This is a genomic window from Terrimonas sp. (genome assembly GCF_003075435.1).
Taxonomy (GTDB): Bacteria; Bacteroidota; Bacteroidia; order Chitinophagales; family Chitinophagaceae; genus Agriterribacter.
In genome coordinates this window covers 42,392-62,367 of sequence record NZ_QCZJ01000030.1, presented here as the reverse complement: position 1 = coordinate 62,367, position 19,976 = coordinate 42,392, and the positions used below count along the sequence as shown (strand labels likewise).

13 protein-coding genes and 1 pseudogene are annotated in these 19,976 nt (G+C 39.9%); 12 read left to right on the top strand and 2 right to left on the bottom strand.

Annotated elements, in window-relative coordinates:
* From DC498_RS26265 to DC498_RS22220, 11 genes and pseudogenes are all read left to right on the top strand, one after another.
* Positions 1-446 (top strand): annotated as a pseudogene (locus DC498_RS26265) (hypothetical protein); the annotation flags it as partial.
* A 17-nt stretch (positions 447-463) separates the two neighbouring features.
* The gene (locus tag DC498_RS22280; protein ID WP_133176947.1) at positions 464-4,009 is read left to right on the top strand and encodes a hypothetical protein; all 3,546 of its coding nucleotides are present in this window, start codon (positions 464-466) and stop codon (positions 4,007-4,009) included.
* Positions 4,010-4,027: 18 nt separating this feature from the next.
* Positions 4,028-8,671 carry a DUF6443 domain-containing protein gene (locus DC498_RS22275; protein ID WP_116876371.1) on the top strand — a complete coding sequence of 1,548 codons (4,644 nt, stop codon included), beginning with the start codon at positions 4,028-4,030 and terminating at the stop codon, positions 8,669-8,671.
* 665 nt (positions 8,672-9,336) lie between these two features.
* Positions 9,337-11,226, top strand: coding sequence for an RHS repeat-associated core domain-containing protein (locus tag DC498_RS22265; RefSeq protein WP_133176946.1), 1,890 nt, complete (start codon positions 9,337-9,339; stop codon positions 11,224-11,226).
* A gap of 752 nt (positions 11,227-11,978) precedes the next feature.
* The gene (locus DC498_RS22255) at positions 11,979-12,416 is read left to right on the top strand and encodes a hypothetical protein (protein ID WP_116876367.1); all 438 of its coding nucleotides are present in this window, start codon (positions 11,979-11,981) and stop codon (positions 12,414-12,416) included.
* A gap of 418 nt (positions 12,417-12,834) precedes the next feature.
* Positions 12,835-13,017: a hypothetical protein gene (locus DC498_RS22250; protein ID WP_116876366.1), complete on the top strand. Its 183-nt coding sequence runs from the start codon at positions 12,835-12,837 to the stop codon at positions 13,015-13,017.
* A 12-nt stretch (positions 13,018-13,029) separates the two neighbouring features.
* Positions 13,030-13,272: a putative toxin gene (locus tag DC498_RS26835; protein ID WP_116876365.1), complete on the top strand. Its 243-nt coding sequence runs from the start codon at positions 13,030-13,032 to the stop codon at positions 13,270-13,272.
* Positions 13,273-13,279: 7 nt separating this feature from the next.
* Positions 13,280-13,960, top strand: coding sequence for a hypothetical protein (locus DC498_RS22240; protein WP_116876364.1), 681 nt, complete (start codon positions 13,280-13,282; stop codon positions 13,958-13,960).
* Positions 13,961-14,337: 377 nt separating this feature from the next.
* A complete protein-coding gene (locus DC498_RS22235) occupies positions 14,338-14,877 on the top strand; it encodes a hypothetical protein (protein ID WP_116876363.1) in 540 nt (179 codons plus the stop codon).
* Between the two features lie 520 nt (positions 14,878-15,397).
* Entirely contained in the window at positions 15,398-16,033 is a 636-nt protein-coding gene (locus tag DC498_RS22225) for a hypothetical protein (protein WP_116876361.1), read from the top strand.
* Positions 16,006-16,560, top strand: coding sequence for an RHS repeat domain-containing protein (locus tag DC498_RS22220; protein WP_370443932.1), 555 nt, complete (start codon positions 16,006-16,008; stop codon positions 16,558-16,560). Before DC498_RS22225 ends, DC498_RS22220 begins: the two co-directional genes overlap by 28 nt.
* A gap of 135 nt (positions 16,561-16,695) precedes the next feature.
* Here the strand turns inward: DC498_RS22220 and DC498_RS22215 are convergent, their stop codons facing one another.
* Positions 16,696-17,706, bottom strand: coding sequence for an alpha/beta hydrolase (locus DC498_RS22215; RefSeq protein ID WP_116876359.1), 1,011 nt, complete (start codon positions 17,704-17,706; stop codon positions 16,696-16,698).
* Positions 17,707-17,835: 129 nt separating this feature from the next.
* On the opposite strand from DC498_RS22215, the gene DC498_RS22210 reads away from it, so the two are divergent.
* Complete coding sequence (locus DC498_RS22210) at positions 17,836-19,122, top strand: MFS transporter (RefSeq protein WP_116876374.1); 1,287 nt, start codon at positions 17,836-17,838, stop codon at positions 19,120-19,122.
* 147 nt (positions 19,123-19,269) lie between these two features.
* On the opposite strand, the gene DC498_RS22205 is transcribed toward DC498_RS22210, so the two are convergent.
* Positions 19,270-19,863: a porin family protein gene (locus DC498_RS22205; protein WP_116876358.1), complete on the bottom strand. Its 594-nt coding sequence runs from the start codon at positions 19,861-19,863 to the stop codon at positions 19,270-19,272.
* Positions 19,864-19,976 lie beyond the last annotated feature (113 nt).

Below are 19,976 nucleotides of genomic sequence, written 5' to 3'. Positions count from 1 at the left end.
CGGTTACCACGGACGTAGCGGTGACGGCTGCCTATAAATTGGATGATAAAACGCGCCTGGGCATAGGAATCTCTGCGAGGGCCGGATGGGGTAAAAGCTGGAAGGAGATACGGCTATCTGCGGAAGGGATCGGATTTAGAACGAGCGCGGAATGGAAAGCTCCTGATCTGTTCAAGACCGGTAGCCGTTTTATGGCCAGCCTGTGGTTCACTGCGGGAGCAGAGTTGAACTATAACCGGACGATTGAAAGCCTTGCCGTATTTAAGAACTACAGCAACTGGACAAAGAGCGCCCTTGCAGGGTTGACGAAAAAATACAGCATGAACTCACCCTTGAAGAAGGGAAAGAAGGTGGAGGGAACAGCGAGCTTTTTGTATGACTTTATGTATCGTAAAAACATACCTCATACTCCTGCTTTTGTGTGGAGAGTGGGGTATAATTTTTAAATTATTAAAGAAAAACTATGTTATTAGGAAAATACTTTTTTTTGCTAACCGCAAATATTTTATTGACAACATTTTCTTTTTGTCAAAGTTCGCCTAATCCAAGTGATTTTTCTAAGATCAATGATGTATTGCCGCCATCCCCTAATGCAGCGTCTTTGGGGAAATATGGGGGTGTTGATTTAGGGCTTTCAACAGGAACCATAAATATCAATATACCTATAACCGAGAATACATCAACTAATTTAAAAGTTTCGGTGTCTTTGTCTTATTCAACAAATGGTTTCAGGGTAGATGAACTTGCAGGCAGAGTTGGTGTAGGATGGAGTTTTAATGCCGGAGGAGTTATTACCCGAACTGTATTTGGAAGCGTAGATGAAAGTTCAACCCGTATGGCGCTACCAGCAAATTTTCCTCAAATGTCAAGAGGTTTAATTGATTACATGGAAGCTATTTCGAGCGGTGAATGGAATGGTCCGGACGGGCAACCAGATGTGTTTTCTTTTAACTTTAACGGTTATAGTGGAAAATTTATCCTGGATGAAAACCTTAATCCCCTGTTGTTGAATTATTCTAATCTTAAAATTGAAAAAGATTTTTCTTCCACAGATTGGAATTTTAAGATTACCGGACCTGATGGGGTTCAATATTTTTTTGGCGGCGAAAATGCGAGAGAACGGACAAAAAAAATAACAGCAGGTGCAGGATGTGGAAGAAATATAACAGTATTTATACCCACAGCATGGTATCTTAAAAAAATTGTTCATCCAAATAATGATGAGATTATCTTTACGTATTCTACCACTGCATTCACTTATTCTACCGGAATTCAACAGGCTATTTATGAAAGAGATAATTCCCAACAGCCCTCTGCCTGTGCTGGTTTTGAAGTAACACCTCCATTATTAAACAATACCATTTGTGAGAATATTTTACAGTCGGAAGGGGTTTTACTTACAGAAATAAATTCAACGGTAGGTGAAAAAATAACTTTTACTTACGCAGACAGAAGTGATGGAGATGATAAATTATTAACTGGCATTAATGTATATCAACCGGGGCAAACAACAATTTTTCGCTCCTTTACATTAAACTATCAATATGGTATTGCCACAAGTTTCAAAAACAGTTTTTCAACGGGCAATAACAAATTAACCTACTGGCCATTCCTGCTAAGTCTGATGGAGCAAAATAATGATGGTACATTATCACGGAAGCACTCTTTTGTTTATAAAGATATCAATGCCCTTCCCCCCAGGTTATCATTTGCACAAGATCATTTTGGTTTTTTCAATGGTAAAAATAACACGACACTAATCCCTGTCCCATCAACCCTTACATGGCAATCAAAGCTGCCATTGGCTACAGCCAACAGAGAAGTTGATCCTGATTTTGCAAAGAAGGGGCTTCTTTGTTCAATTACATATCCAACTGGGGGCAAGGATAGTATTGAATATGAAGCTAATCAAATATATCAGAGTGTAACAACCTATCCAGCACAAACTTCAGTCAATATTAGTGCAACCAATTTAGAGTATCATGGCGGAGCTGGAACAACCAATTATTCTGCTAATGCAGTAGTAAGTTATAATCAGGAAGTTACTTTAATCGGTCAATGTGTTTCTAATAGTACCACTGGTGGAGATCCGATCCACGATCAATCTACTATATCTTTAATAGATGAAACCAATGCTGTAGTTTTTACCAAAACAATTTTCCCTGGACAGAACTTTTCAGAAATTCTTGCTTTAACATCCGGCCACACGTACAGAGTAAAAATTAATTCTAATGGAGATAATGTAACAGGAATTGGAACATTATTTTACAGATCTGGGAACGTTACAACTCAAAGTGTGAATGTTAATACAGGTGGTGTCAGGGTCGCACGTGTTCTTACTTATGATAATATTAGCAATACCCCAACTATAAAAAAATATTTATACTATAAACTTTCTACTCCGGGTATTTCTTCTGGTGGCATATCTTATGCTCCTCCCCAATACGAGAAATATTTGAGTGTTTTAATTCCATGTATGAGTGGAAGAGAGACAGGTGATGAAGGTACTACGGGTATGATTAATTGCGATGTTCAGACTTATAGCTTCTATAGCATGTACTCTAATACATTAAATAATATTTATGTATATTCATCTGCTCCAATTACTTATAGCGATGTAATAGAAAGCTTTGGAGATAATTTTGAAAACGGAGGAATTGAACATAAGTACTTGCTAAATCCAGACGAACCTTCATATTCATTGGTGGGAAATACTATCTTATTGGGAGGACCGCTTAGTAGTTATGCATGGAGAAATAGTAGGGAGTTATATCAACATACCTTTAAGTTGCAAGGAAGCAACTATGTTCCTGTAAAAAAAGTCTTTTTTAGCTACAAAGAAGATTCAAGAATCAATGCTGATTTCCAATCTTACTTCGCTAATAAAAAGTACGCAATTTACTGTGATAATAATCCGGGAACCCCTCATCCTATGGAACAAAATGCATATGATTTAGCAGTATATTCCAATTTTAGAAAATGGGTTTATTTAGATACATTAAAAACCTGGAACTATGACATTAACGGGCAAAGCTATGTTGAAGAGGTTGAGATTACCGAGTATGGAAATGTTGCCCATGCCTTACCCACTAAACAAACTACTTACAAAAGTGATGGAATAAGTAGTTATGTTAAAACATGGTATCCACAAGATATTGCTTTAACCGGTACTGAAGAAACTGCAAGGTTGGGGCTGATATCTAAATATATGATCGCTGCTGTAATTCAGCAACAAATTTTTAAAGGGAGTACACAATTATATAGCCTTAAAACGGGATACAATACATTTACAAACGGTCTTATACTTCCACAAACACATAGTATACAGGAAATGGGATTTTCTTTAGAAGAACGAACAAAATATTTCCAATATAATAGTTACGGCAAAATACTTGAACAGTCAAAAACAAACGATGCAAAGCAATCCTATATCTGGGATTACAACAGTGTTTATCCTATAGCGCAGGTTACTAATTCCCCTGTAGCCGACATTGCCCACACCTCCTTTGAAGCAGACAGCAAAGGCAACTGGACATATACCGGCACACCCGCAGCAGATGCTACCGCACCAACCGGTAAAAAAGCATTCACCATTGTGAACAGTGCCAACAACATCACCAAAAGCGGGCTGAGTACAACTACCACTTATATTGTTTCCTACTGGAAAAAAAGCGGGACAGTTACCGTTAACGGCACTACGCCCACTACCGGGCAAACCATCAACGGCTGGACATACTATGAACACAAAGTAGTAAATCCATCAGGTGGATTAATAACAGTATCAGGCACAAGTGGTATAATTGATGAGCTCCGTCTTTATCCCGCCTCCGCCCAGATGACCACCTACACCTACGAACCGTTAATAGGCATGACGAGCCAGTGCAATGCCAATAACAAGATCATTTATTATGAATACGACAGTTTTGGCAGGTTAAAGACCATCCGCGACCAGGACAGGAATGTTCTCAAGACCATGGACTATCAATACCAACAATCCAACAATCAATAAACCCTCAATAACTGCTATATGTTTTATATAATAAACCAACCTGCAAAATTATTGAGCTGTTTATTGATCTGTGCCCTGCACATTACTGTTCAGGCGCAGCAACCGCTACCCTCCGCCTATCCCGGCAGCACAACGGTCAACTATATCCGGGTTTGGGAAGCCCGTGCCCCTGAGCAGAATGCCACCACACTAACCACAAGACCCCTTCGCGATGTACAGCAAGCCACCCAATACTTCGACGGGCTGGGCAGACCTTTGCAAACGGTAGTAAAACAAGGCTCCTATCCTACAGGCGGCACAGCGGTTGATCTGGTAAGCCCCGTGCTATATGATGAGTTCGGCAGGGAACAATACAAATACCTGCCCTCACCTGCCAATACCACCGGCGGCAATACATCCGTCAGTGATGGTACATTCAAGCTCAACCCTTTTGCACAGCAGGTAGCGTTTTATAATACACAGTTATCCGGTCAAGCCGGGGAGACTAATGTAGGCACTAACAGCCTTAACTGGGCCTATAGCAAAACCAACTTTGAGCCATCGCCCCTGAACCGCGTGGATAATACCTACGCTCCCGGTGCAGGCTGGGTAGGCAGCGAAGGCGGCAGTACAGAAGCCTTAAAGAAAAATGTACGCATTAAGTATTATGTAAACACAGCAACCGACGCCGTAAGGATATGGAATGTGAACATTGCAGCCGTGGGCAGCTTCAGCACCTATACCAGCCCCGGCGCTTATGCCGCCGGCACCCTGTACAAAACCATTACCATAGACGAGAACGACAAGCAGGTAATAGCGTTTAAAGACAAGGAAGGCAAAGTAATACTAAAGAAAGTGCAGCTTACCGGCAGCGATGACACCGGCGCCGGGCAGGGCTATGACGGCTGGCTGTGCACCTGTTATATTTACGACGACCTGGGCAACCTGCGTTGCGTTGTGCAGCCCAAAGGCGTTGAAGCCATAAGATCCGCCTGGGTATTAAGCGATGCCACCATTTTAAATGAGCTTTGCTTCCGCTACGAGTATGATGAGCGCAACCGCATGATCATAAAAAAAGTAGCCGGCATTACAGAAGCCGATGCCGTATACATGGTGTACGATGCCAGGGACAGGCTGGTGATGAGCCAGGACGGCAAGCAGAGAACGCCAGGCGCTGACGTATGGGTAAACTATATCTATGATGACCTGAACCGCCTGCGGTTTACCGGGTTTACCGCTGACCAGAACGGCTCCACCTTTGCTCAGCACCTTACCAATGCAAAAAGCAGCACCACCTACCCCTTCTCCCTTGCCACAAGACCAACCAGTCAAACCGTGTGGGCCATCCTCGAAGAAAATCATTATGATGATTATGCTGATATACCCGCAGAATGCGGCTTCAGCACCAGCCTGGCTACCGATTATAGCGCTTATATCCATACAACCTATAATACCACACCACTATATGCCCAACCCATACAAAAGTCTGCCCAGACACGCGGGTTGGTTACCTGGAAAAGAGTACTCATATACGGTACGGTAAACTTTGTGTACTACATCTATTTTTACGATGACAAGGGAAGAGTAGTGCAGGAAAAGTTCCAGCCCTTTGAGGGGATCGGCGGTGGCGACATCACCACTACCCAGTATAACTGGGCCGGGCAGCCCCTCAGGGTCGTGGCCCGCAAGGATAAAAAGATAATGGGCACCTCCTCCAATGTACGCAGCTATGAAATAACCGATTATACTTATGATGACCTGGGCCGGCTGGTGACCACGCAAAAGAAGATACAGCATGCCAGTGTGAATAGCAATGCGCTTCCATCGGAATGGACAGTGATATCCAGCAACCGGTATGACGCGCTGGGGCAGTTACAGAAAAAAGAGCTGGGCAAAAAAAGAACAGCGCCGGCCTATGCTACTTACAGCACCGAGCCGCTGGAGCATTTAAACTATACCTACAATATACGCGGCTGGCTGCTGGGGGTGAACCGCAGCCTGCTGGCAGGCAATGGCGGCGCCATGCCAGCCATGAGCACGGACGGCAACTATTTTGGCTTTGATCTCGGCTACGATAAGCCCGCCAGCGCCAATACATCCCTGAGCTATACTGCCGCGCAGTACAATGGCAATATAGCCGGCATGCAATGGAAAAGCCGCGGAGATATGACAGGGCGGGTATACAACTTCACCTATGACCAGGCAAACCGGCTGCTGACCGCAGACTTTAAGCAAAGCGCCTCCGGCACCAGCTGGATAAACACTGAAGCCAACTATACAGTAAATAATCTCAGCTATGATCTGAATGGCAATATCGAGACAATGAACCAGTACGGGTTAAAAATAGGGCAGCCCGGCAATTTTGACCTGGACAAGCTAACTTATACCTACGCTAACAACAGCAACAAGCTGGCAAAGGTAACAGACGATATAACAACCACGATCCCTGTAAGCTATGGGGACTTTAAGAACGGCGCCAACAGTGATGACGATTACAGCTATAACCGCAACGGCAGCATTACAGCAGACAAGAACAAAGGCATCACCAGTATAGAATACTGGCGCACCAACGAGCTGGTAAAGCTGGTTACCACAGCCAAAGGCACCATCGCATATTTACATGATTATGCCGGCAACAAATTACAGAAGACTACCACAGAGTCCGGAGTAACTGTACAGTTGGGCGGCACCGGTTATACCAGCACGGTTACCACCACCACCAAGTATATGACCGGTTATGTATATGAAAGCAAGAGCTATGATAACGCGGCATTAAGCTCATTGAACTATAGCGATAAGCTGCTGTTCATACAGCATGAAGAAGGCAGGGCAAGGGTATTTACACTGCCATCAGGCACCCAGACCTGGGCGTATGACTACAATATCAAAGACCACCTGGGCAATGTACGCATGGTGATCACCGATGAGTTTAAGCAGGATATTTATCCTGCAGCAACACTGGAAGGGAATATCAACACCAACAGCTATCCCAATGCCGTGTTCAAAGAACAGCATTATTATGCCATTGATACTACCAAAATAGCAGACACAACAGACGCTACCGGTATAACAGCTTATGCAAACAACAATGGCACACCGGTAAACAATAACGACTACAGCAATACCACCGCTAACAGCGCCAAATTATATAAACTGAAAGCCACTGCCACTGAAGGTGTGACCGGGCTTGGCATTACCCTAAAAGTAATGGCAGGTGACAGGATAGATATCTTTGGCAAGAGCTATTATTTTACCAGCAATACAGGTGGTACTTCAGCTAATAAAGCCTTACCGGTGCTGGACATCCTTACCGGTTTATTGGGCGGTCCGACCGGAGGAGCAGCGGCGGCTGCACATGGAGGTATAACGCCCTCTCAGTTGAATGGCATCAGCGATGTAACATCAGGCATTACTACATTGCTCGGCAACCAGACCACTGATGCTGCAGGAGCGCCTACAGTACCCAAAGCCTATATCAATTATATCTTTTTTGATGAACAGTTTAAGGTAGCGGAAAGCGGGTTCAGTAAAATAGGCACGAACAGTGTTGTTAAAACCCACTCAGACCTGACAAATAAAACAGCACCCAAGAACGGATATGTGTATATTTACGTGAGCAACGAAAGTCCCGTTGACGTGTTCTTTGACAACCTGCAGGTAGTGCACACCAGGGGAGCTGTACTGGAGGAGACGCATTATTACCCGTTCGGCTTGACGATGGCAGGGATATCATCCAAGGCGCTGAATAATGCAGTAGAGAATAAGTATAGATTTAACGGAGGAAATGAATTACAGAATAAGGAATTTAGTGATGGTAGTGGCTTAGATTGGTATGATGCAAGTTTTAGGATGTTAGACCCACAAATCGGAAGATTTCATCAAATAGATCCATTGGCAGATCTAAACTTTTCCATATATTCTTTTGCTCAAAATAATCCCGCGATATTTAATGACCCATTTGGTCTTGATACAATCAGAGGGATACTTCCCAATGATTATATTCCTAATGAGGGCGATGTCTGGCTTAATGAGAATGGGCGGGAATCTATATTTGATGGGGAAAGCTGGGTGCAATCAAAGACATTAACCACTGTAACTGCTACCGGCAATTCAAAAAAAATGACACCGCTAGAGAGCGTTACATTTTTTGTAGGAGTAACGGACACTTACTATGGTCTGTGGGAGGGCACATATGACCATGATAATTATACTACCACCAAGGGTAAAATAAAAAGTTTCCCTATTACACGCCCTTTATCAAAGCAGGCAAGGAAATTTAAAACGCGTTCTACATATGTTAAAAATATAGGCTATGGGCTGTCTTTGGCATCGAATGTTTTAACAGCGATTCAGGTACGCGACCAGTACCTGAAAGGTGGCGTAGACAATATCGATCCTTTCGATGGAGCAGCTTTAACGATAGGAACAGTAGGAATTGCGGCTAATACGCTAACCCTCGTAGGCGGGATTCAGAGCCCAACACTTACAACAATTTCAACTATTGCAGGCAGAGCCAGTTTGGCGTTAGCTGCATTTCAAAATATGTATATGGCATTAGACATGATATACAATAATTCTGAAATAAACAACTGGAGACCAACAACAGGAAGTGCAGGAAATGATTTAATCATGCAGAATGAATATGATAGTGGAATTTATAACTGGACTGATTATTTCAAGTAATAGCTTGGATTCTGATAAATGATGACTCCGGTTTTAAAAATTAAATAATGCAAAGACATGATGGGAGTATATTATCGCATTTGGATGGATTTTATTCACCGGGTTAAATTACAACCCATTGCCAATCAGGGGAACTGGAAATTAAGATGCATGATAAGTATGAGTTTGGCTATGGCATTCAATCTCATATTAATTATGACCGTTTTAGAGAAATTTGTATTTAAAGAATATTTTTATAAAATAGAATTTTCATACTTACCTGTTCGTGTAAATAATGTATTAAGCTATTTGATACTGTTTATTTTGCCGTGTGCACTCATGAATTATGTGTTAATATTCAGGAATAACAGGTATGAGAAATTGTTAAACAAATATCCTTACTATTATAATGGGAAACTTTTCATATCGTATTTTCTTATTTCAATGTTTCTACCCATTATTCTAATGTGGGCAGGTATTTTTTTTTCTAAAATTAATTCCGCCTGACAGTGGGTAATGTTCCAGAGTTAGTGATGGGATAATTTTGAATAGTTAAATAATTGAAGATCAATAAAAGCCTGTAAGGACAGGTTATAAAAGAGATGGATGGTATATCCGTCTCTTTTCATTTTAAGGCTTCTGATAGTAAAATATGCTTAGTGCCATAGCATCGTGTTCCAGAGTTAGTGATACCATCCTTTCTTCGCCTACCATTATACAACAATGCTTCCACCACCAACACCCCTACGGGTTTTGTGTATGATTATTTTATTAAAGACCATCTAGGCAATGTGCGTATGGTATTAACAGATGAATACAAGCAGGATATATACTCTGTAGCAACGCTGGAAGGCAGCATCAGCACGAACAGCTATCCTAATGCCGTGTATAAAGAACAAAATTATTATACCATTAACAGCGCTAATATTGTTGATAAAACAGCGGCTACCGGTATAACCGATTACCCCAATAACAATGGCAATCCCCCGGTAAACAATAACGACTACAGCAATACCACCGCTAACAGCGCCAAATTATATAAACTGAAAGCCACTGCCACTGAAGGTGTGACCGGGCTTGGCATCACCCTAAAAGTAATGGCAGGTGACAGGATAGATATCTTTGGCAAGAGCTATTATTTTACCAGCAATACAGGTGGTACTTCAGCCAATAAAGCCCTACCGGTGCTGGACATCCTTACCGGTTTATTGGGCGGTCCGACCGGAGGAGCAGCGGCTGCTGCGCATGGAGGTATAACGTCCTCGCAGCTCAATGGCATCAGCGATGTAACATCAGGTATTACTACATTGCTTGGTAATCAAACCACTGATGCAGCAGGAGCGCCTACAGTACCCAAAGCCTATATCAATTATATCTTTTTTGATGAACAGTTTAAGGTAGCAGGCAGCGGGTTCAGTAAAGTAGGCACGAGCAGTGTTGTTAAAACACATACCGACCTTACAAATAAAACAGCGCTGAAGAACGGATATGTGTATATTTACGTGAGCAACGAAAGTCCCGTTGATGTGTTCTTTGACAATTTGCAGGTGATCCACACCAGGGGTGGCATTCTTGAAGAGACGCATTATTATCCGTTCGGACTCACCATGGCGGGGATAAGTTCCAAAGCGCTCAATGGAATTGCGGAAAATAAGTATAAGTTTAATGGAGGGAATGAGTTACAGAATAAAGAGTTCAGTGATGGTAGTGGGTTGGAATTATATGATGCTACATTTAGAATGTATGATGCACAGATTGGAAGGTTCCATCAGATTGACCCGTTAGCAGATTTAAACTTTTCTATTTATTCTTTTAGTCAGAATAATCCGATATTATTTAACGATCCTTTTGGTCTTGATACTGTAAGAGGGAAACTCCCCGATAACTACAAACCTAATTCAGGAGATGTTTGGATTAATAATAAAGGTCAGGAAGCTATTTATAATAGTCAGGATGGATGGATACAATCGCAAACTTTAGCCAATGTAACTGTTGGCGGTTCGACTTCCCAATCAAATTCAACCTTAACACCCCTACAAAGTGTTACATTTTTTATTGGAATGACTGACTTGGCATATGGAATATCAGTAAGTAATTACGATCACCAGAACTACATTACAACGAAAGGCGAAATACGACCACTTCCAATAGGACGAAAAATTTCAAGACAAGCTAGAATGTATAGGCAACGTTCTAATTTAATAAGAGGTACGGGTTTTGGAATTTCGTTGGTATCAAATTTATTAACAGCAATTCAGGTCCGCGATCAATATTTAAAAGGCGATATTAGCCCTGTAGATGCAACAGGACTAGCCTTAGGGACGTCGGGATTAACGGCCGAAGGACTTTCTTATTTTGGATTTGCTCCTCAAACTATGTCTGCGATTTCAACAATTGCTGGTAGAGCCAGCATAGGATTAGCAGCATTTCAAAATATGTATATGGCATTGGATATGATATATAACGATCCACGAATAAACAATTGGCGACCAACAACCGGAAGTAGTGAAAATGATTTAATCATGCAGAATGAATATGACAGTGGAATTTATAATTGGACCGATTATTTTAGGTAATCGCTTAATTTCTAATAAATGATAGGATTATATTATCGAATTTGGGTTGATTGTATTACAAGGGCAAGGTCACAGCCTAATAATAGACACAATTGGCAGGTGGGAACAATGATTTTTATGACACTTGCGATGGCGTTCAATTTTGTATTGATCATGACAATTTTGGAAAAGTTCATCTTGCGAAATTATTTTTATAAAATTGATATACCTTTTTTCCCTGTGCGTGTTAATAATGTATTGACTTACGTAATTCTATTTATTTTACCATGTGCATTGATAAATTATCTATTAATATTCCGGAATAGGAGGTATGAGAAGTTGTTAAACAAATATCCTTACTACAATGGGAAACTTTTCATATCGTATTTTGTTATTTCAATGTTTCTACCAATTGTTCTAATGTGGGGAGCTATTATTTTTTCTAAAGTTAATTAAAGTTGATAGCCCACCATATAGCGCAAGCATATGAACTAATGCAATAAAGCATGTTAAAAATACTCGGGTAGCAGGCGCAAGCGTCCCGCTTGTGCCGATAAATTCAAGTTTCAATTACTTTTAGAAATTATTTACTACAGCAGCGCAAGAGATTTTTATGGCAAAAGGGCTTGATTGTATAAACGGCACAAGCGAGACGCTTGCGCCTGCATCGTGATTATTTACAACCTTGCGCCTGATAGGGGAATTGCCAAACCCGGTAACTCAAGAAGTTGCTGATCTTTTTAATTCAATATTTACACCACTAAAAAATTAAGATGAAGGAGAAGCTAAATATTCAAGATGAAGGAGAAAAAATATTCACCGAAGTAGTTGTCATCGATTGGTACGATGGTCCAATCATTGCTTTGGTTAAAACGCTGAATCCTTTGCAATCGTATTTAGCAAGCGTTGTTTACTTTAATACGCAAACTAATGAACGAATTTTTCAGTTAATTAAAGTAGAAGAAACTTGGGGCATGCAAATTTTAGACGATATACAACTGGATAAATATGATGTCACTAAAGAACGAATAAAAAATAAATTTCAACAGAATATTTCTGATTTATATGTTATAAAAGGACAGTACTTAAATGGAATTAGCTTAAGGGTCAAAAAGATTTCTGTAGATAATCTGAAATATTATCCAGAACTTGAGGAAGTGATTCAGCAGGATCAATTACATTCTCAGAAATGGTTAAATTTTTTTGATTAAAACTTAAGTTCCACGCCTGATAGCGCCAGCATATTCACTCATGAAATAAAGCCTGTTAAAAATACTCAGGTAGCAGGCGTCCGCTTGTGCGGTTAATACTTGGTGCCTCCAATTAATTTTAGAAGCTGATAAATAATTTTTACATTTAGTCATAAGTTGTAGATATAAGTTTGTTTATAATGATAAGCTTTATTTTATCAGTTTTGGAGTAGCATGAGCGACACAAGCGAGACTGCGCCTGTTTGGGGGAGATACCAAAAATTTTATCCGTAGTCTGGGAACAACAGAAGGCTGGAAGAACCTTGCAACAGGGGTTGCAGCTACCGTAGACATGGTAAACGGTTCGTCACCAGAGACCGTTATGCAAAGAGCACAGGTTGGCTAAAACATCGTTGAAGGTGTTCAGAATATACCCAACATGAGCAGTGATGAATTGGGACATGCCGCTGGTTATGGATTAGAAAAAACAGCAGAAGCAGTTGTGTTGTCGAAAGGGGTGGGTGCGGTAAAAAATGCTTTGGCAGGAGCAGAAGCTGCAAATGCAACTAAAACAGCAGCACAATTGGGTAAGGAAGGAATGGCAGCAGCAGGTATCGAATAAAATACTACAAGAATACCATCTTTAAGTGGCACTGCTAGTTACCGCATTCCAGATGGGTTAACAAATACAACTCTTTCGGAAGTTAAAAATGTCAAAAATTTATCAATGATTAATCAGCTAAAAGATTATATGCAGTATAGTCAACAGAATGGTTTGAGATTTGATTTATATGTGAGGCCAACTACTCAACTTAGTAGACCATTACAGCAACAGGTGGCTAATGGAAATATTAATTTATTGCTTTTACCCAAATAACTATATAATGAAAGCAATTGATTTATTAAAACAACTTCAGCAGGATCCGGAATATATAGCAAGACAGAAAGACAAGCAAAAAGAGTTAGAAAAAAAGGAAAAGGAAATAAAGCTTGCTGAGATTCCATTTATTAAAGAGGTACAAAAAAGTGGCTTTAAAGAAATAAAGCAATCTTCAGATTTGTTGAAATATAAAAGTATCCCTGAGCAACTTACCAATATTTTAATACGATGGATACCCCAAATTAACAATGACAATCATTCACAAGAAATATTAATTAGGGCATTAGCTATATCAGAAGTAGCTTTTGATGGGAAATTTTTAATTGACCTTTTTGATAAAAACAGTCCCTCATTTAGTTTAAAATGGGCAATAGGAAATACTATTGCAAGTGCTAATGTTCTTAATATAGATACATGGATAGAAAAAAAGTTAATGTCGCCAAATCAAGGAAAGGAAAATGAAATGCTTATATATGCAGCGATGAAATATCTTCCGTACTCAAAGTCACACCTATTGCTAAGAAGTGTGTTTGACATATATCCGTTGCAGGTTGCAGATGCGTTTACATATATAGGGAAGATGGATGATTTTGAATTTTTGTCTGCAAAGAGCAAAAACTACCAAGGAGATGTTCGTGCTGAAATTGAGAAGTCGCTAAAAGATCTTGAGAAAAAGATAAAGTGATTTGTCTGGGTGTTACTTTTGTTCCCCGCAGAGTGGGAGTTCGCCATATAGCGCCAGCATATTCACTCATGAAGCTGATTAATAATTTTTACATTTAGTCATAAGTTGTAGATATAAGTTTGATTATAATGATAAGCTTTATTTTATCAGTTTTGGAGTAGCGTGAGCGACACAAGCGAGACTGCGACTGTTTGGGGGAGGAAGAAAAGGCGGGTCTTATCCCGATATAACAGCTACAAAAGATGGTAGAACCATCAGAATAAATACAATAGATGTTAGAATCAATGCAACGCCTACTACAAGAGAGGCCAGAAATGCTGCAAGGATAAGACTACAAATCCCAGGTGATCATTTACTATTAATACCGAAACGATAAAATGAAAGGCAAACAATTATATTATTTTGCGGACGCTGTAGACATGGATCCAATCTTTAAAAAATTTGAGCAAATAGAATCTGTTCAATATTTTCAAGCAGGTATGTTTGATCTAAATTTTACTCCAATCTTTACCTCAATTTTTGAATACAAAGACTTGGGAAAAGTGTCAAGTGGAGATTGGAATCATACAGACAGCTTTCTAATTATCCAAAAAGAGAACCATATTAATGTTAGAGAAGTCCCTCAAAAAAAAGGAGGTTATAAGTTTGCTATTGATCAAATGAATAATCCTAAAAGTATAGTGTTTAAGGTCGCAGGCATTTTAAAAGATGGTATTTTAGTTGGAGGATATGTAGGAACAATAAGTAATGATGAAGATTCTCTAAAACTTTTTAAATCACTAACGCTTTTAATAAAAAAGGAGTTTAAAAAAATAGGTAACTTTTATGTAGGGAAAGATGCTCAGCAAAAACTAGCTTCTGGATGGCGATTAGTAACAAATGAAAAATCTCCGAAGGAATATGATTTGTCATTATAAAACTAATAGTTCAGTTAATAGTATATTAATTATGTCACCTTATAGCGCAAGCATACAAACTAATGCAATAAGCATGTTAAAAACACCAGATGGCGCAAGCATATGAACTAATGCAATAAAGCATGTTAAAAATGCTCGGGTAGCAGGCGCAAGCGTCCCGCTTGTGCCGATAAATTCAAGTTTCAATTACTTTTAGAAATTATTTACTACAGCAGCGCAAGAGATTTTTATGGCAAAAGGGCTTGATTGTATAAACGGCACAAGCGAGACGCTTGCGCCTGCATCGTGATTATTTACAACCTTGCGCCTGATAGGGGGACCAAATAAAAACAAAGATCTTAAGCCTGTAGATAATACTGATCCAATCAGAGGTAGCAGAATGAAATATGATGATGATTATTACCGTCCGCCTGGATATGATGATCCTAATAGGTCTCCTTGTATTGGATGTAATGGACCCTATAACAGTTTTAGGGAGGAAGACAAAACAAAAAAATAAAAGTATTTAAAGAATTATATCATGAGTTTTAATGCAATTATAGTATGGACATTTTTTTGCGTTTTGCAATCTTGTTTTGGACAAAGTAGATTTGATAAAAAAAGCAGTGCATACAACCATAAAGAAACCTCTTTTGATAAAGACATTCCACCTAATAAGTGGGATACATCTTACTTTAAAATAAAAAAAGGCATTGAAAGTAACTTAGGTATAGGTTCTATCGAGAACGGTTCTAAAGATTTACAAATTAGAATATGGAGAGGGTTTCCTCATACCGATTTTATGCAATTGAGTATCTTTTCTAAAAGGGATAATAATTGGTCTGCATACTTATATAATTTAGTTTTGCATTATAATAGAGACTTTGATTCTATAATTGCAATTACAAAAGATCTGGTTGAGAAACCACCTTGTTCGGGTTGGGATTCTTTTGCTGATAGCTTATTTAAATTAGATGTGCTTTATTTGCCAGATGATAGTAAAATTGAAAATTATCATGACAATTTAAGTATGGATTCGGAAACAATTACAATAGAAATAGCAACAGAAAACAATTACAGAATCTATTCCTATGCCGATGTAAAAAACTCGAGCCATAAAACTAAAAATGCAAAAAAAGTTTTGCAAATATTAGAATTGATACAAAAGGAGTTTTAAGATATGAATGGAGATCAATTCTTGAGGAGACACATTATTATCCGTTCGGTTTGACAATGGCGGGGATAAGCTCCAAGGCGCTGGCGTTCGGAAACCCTGAGAATAAATACAAGTACAATGGAAAGGAACTGAAATCAAAAGAATTTAGTGATGGTAGTGGGTTGGAGTGGTTAGATTACGGAGCGAGGATGTATGATGCGCAGATAGGGAGATGGGGAGTGGTAGATCCATTAAGTGAAGTATCAAGAAAATGGAGTCCCTACAGTTATGCCTACAATAATTCATTGAGATTTATTGACCCAGATGGGATGTTACCCGAAGATTTTGGAGTTTCAAAAGAAATGAGCAAAGAGGAAAGATTTTTAGAGAGTACTAAATATGAACTTTATCCTCCTTGGTATACTCGATTTCAGCTATGGATTCAATCTTTCTTTAATAAGCAAGCATCATATAATGCTCAAACAATTGACCCTGAAACAATTTACTTGATCATTCAATTATATATAAGTACGAGCGATAGTATTTAGTGGATATTTCACCATATAGCGCAAGCATATGAACTCATGAAATAAAGCATGTTAAAAATACTCGGGTACCAGGCGCTTGCGCCCGGGCAGAGAGAAAAATTCCCGGCGGATCAGTGCCTGGGCAATATGGGTTGCTCAATGGGATACAAGCCTGTATCCCTCCTGTTTATTGCGCCCCTTTATAAACTCCACTGTTTTGTCAACAAGTTTATCTGTTTCTTCCTGGCTGATATTATTAAATCCATGATCGCCTTTAGCTACCGTTACAAATTCATTTTCTATATGATCCCGGTCAAGCAGTGCTTTAAGCTTTTCTGACTGGGCATAAGGAACTACCCTGTCTTTTGTGCCGTGAAAGATAAGGGTGGGTACCGCGTTTTCACTAACATAATATAAAGGAGAACATGCATGATTAATCTCCTTAAGCTTTTCTTTATCCGTTTTTAAATGATACCCGGTAAGGGCGAATGAAAGTCTTTCGCGTACATTATATATCTTCCTGAAAAATATTTTGAAAATAAATGTGGTGAATTTACCGGCATCCACCCTGAGCAGGTCGTTCATTTCGGTTGGTCCGAAATTATCTACCACATATTTTACCTGCGAGGGATATTGCATTAAAAGGGAATCGCCTTTAAATTGTTCCTTACCTGAATAGGCTGCCAGCAGGGCGAGATGCCCGCCCGCGGAACCTCCCCACAAGCCGAAGTTTGTTGTATCCAGGTTATATTGTGTGGCATTGGCATACAGCCATTTTATAGCATCCTTACAATCTTCAACCGGTGTTGGCAAATGAACATCTTTCGATACCAGGCTGTAATCAATACTCGCCACCGCGATACCGTTATTAAGCAGCTCCTGCTTTAACTTCTTCATGTAATAAATAGTCTCCAGGGTTTTATCGCCAAGAGCCCAGCCTCCGCCGTGTATGATTATTAAAAGCGGGAAATTTTTATCAGCGATCGTGTCGGGCAAAAAAACATCAAGCTTCAGTTCGCTTTTACCGGGAGAAATTTTATAAACCAGGTTTTCAAAAGCTTTTATGCTGGAGGTTACCGTACCTGGTTGCGCTATTGCTAATGATGCTGAGCATAAGCACCCAATAAGAACCGCACACAGCGCACGAAATTGTTTTGCGGAGAACATTCGTTTTTTTTCAAAAATACTTATTCTGTTTTCAAATGCGGTTAACGTCTCTTTTACCAGATATTTTAAAGTTATTGCCGGAAAGACTACCGCGAAATGCTAATTTTAAGCTTCTTTTCAACAAACAGAATGGCAAAGCATCATACTACCACCGCTCCTTTTTCGGGCTACCAGAAATTTGTGATTTTTATACTGGCTGTTACACAGTTTACCGTGATACTCGACTTTATGGTAATGTCTCCGCTGGGAGATATGCTGATGAAGTCGCTTGATATTGTTCCCTCAAAATTTGGACTGGCTGTTTCGGCTTATGCCTTCAGCGCCGGCATTTCAGGGTTGCTTACCGCAGGGTTTGCCGACAGGTTCGACCGCAAAAAATTATTGCTGTTTTTCTATACCGGTTTTATCGGCGGCACTATATTCTGCGGACTGGCACATTCGTATGAAGTACTTATTGCGGCCCGTATAGTTACAGGATTGTTTGGTGGTGTTATCGGTTCCATATCTATGGCTATTATTACCGATCTTTTTGCGCTGGAACAACGCGGCAGGGTAATGGGTTTTATACAAATGGGCTTTGGCGCAAGCCAGGTGCTGGGAGTGCCTATAGGATTGTTTCTTGCCAATGCCTGGGGATGGGAAGCACCTTTTTTAATGATAGCCGGGCTTGGGATTATTGTGGCACTGCTGATCTTTACGAAGCTGTCGCCCATCAATAAACACCTGCTCTTACACCAGGAAAAATCAGCTTTTCTTCATTTATGGCATACGATAGCCAAAAGAGATTACCGCATCGGTTTTACCGCAACAGCCTTATTATCTATAGGAGGTTTTATGATGATGCCTTTCGGAAGTGCATTTGCCATCAATAACCTGGGTGTAACGCAGGAGGAGTTTCCTGTTCTTATAATGATCGCAGGCGTAAGCTCCCTGGTGATTATGCCGCTTATTGGCAAACTCAGTGACAGGATTGATAAATTCCTGCTTTTCGCAATTGCTTCGGTATGGCTGATGGCAGTGGTGGTAGTATATACCAACCTGGGCATTTCACCCTTTTGGCTGGTTATAACTTTAAATATATTAATGATGATGGGCATTATGAGCCGCATGGTCCCTTCATCAGCGTTAACCAGCGCCATACCCGATATGCAGGACAGGGGCGCTTTTATGAGCATTAATTCATCTTTACAGCAAATAGCAGGCGGCATTGCCGCCGCGGTTGCCGGCATGATCGTTATGCAGCAGGATAAATACAGTCCGCTGGAGCATTACGACCGCGTAGGGTATGTGCTGGTGGTAATTTCTGCAATAAGCATTATTTTATTGTTCAGGGTGAGCAGGATGATTAAACGGAAGAAGGACATAAACAAAGATTTACAAGCGGAAAAAGTAAAAGAATTACCGGCAGAAGCATAGGGTAGTTTAAAACCAACGGCATATATTTTTGATAACTGAATTGACTATTGTGTTTTTTTGATTTGCTATGCCTGCAAAATACTTTTACAGATATAAAAAGCCCCGGAAAATACCGGGGCTTTTATGCTTATTGTGGATGTTTTTGAATTATTCTTTTCCGGCTCCAAAAGTGTAAGATAAACCAACATGGAAACCTCCTATCTTAATATTTGCATCATCGTTATCAGCAATTTTAGTAAGGCCTAAATTGTAGCGTGCGCCAATTCCAAGCCCGTTGGATAGCTTATAGCCTACTCCTAGTCCCCATGAAAAATTGATGTTTTTGAACCCTTCTTTTATATCTGCTGAATTGCCATCATAGCCTATTTTAGCAGAGGTTAAGAAGCCTATTTGAGGGCCTGTTTCAGCATAAAATCCACTGGGATTATTGTACTGAACAAGAACAGGAATATTAATATAATCCGTTTTATACGTTGCCGGTTTATCTCCGGATTGTTTATAGGTTGTTCCTTCCATGGAATAAAGCACTTCAGGTTGAACACTAAACATTTCATTGAGACCTATATTAACAAAGCCACCACCTGCAAACCCGGTTCTGAATTTAGGTGAAAGACCTTCTATTTTAGCATCTTCACCGGAAAACTTTGAGAAATTAGCACCGGCTTTTATACCGAACTTGATTTGAGCCTGTCCAATAAATGCAGCAGCAGTAAATACAGAAAGAAAAATGATCTTCTTCATAAAATTTGGTTTAGGTATGCATAAACGTGAAAGCTATATTTAAAGTATACAACTTCATTTATTTATACATAAAATAGGGCAAAACGTAGATAAAGTAGCTATGTAAAACCGGA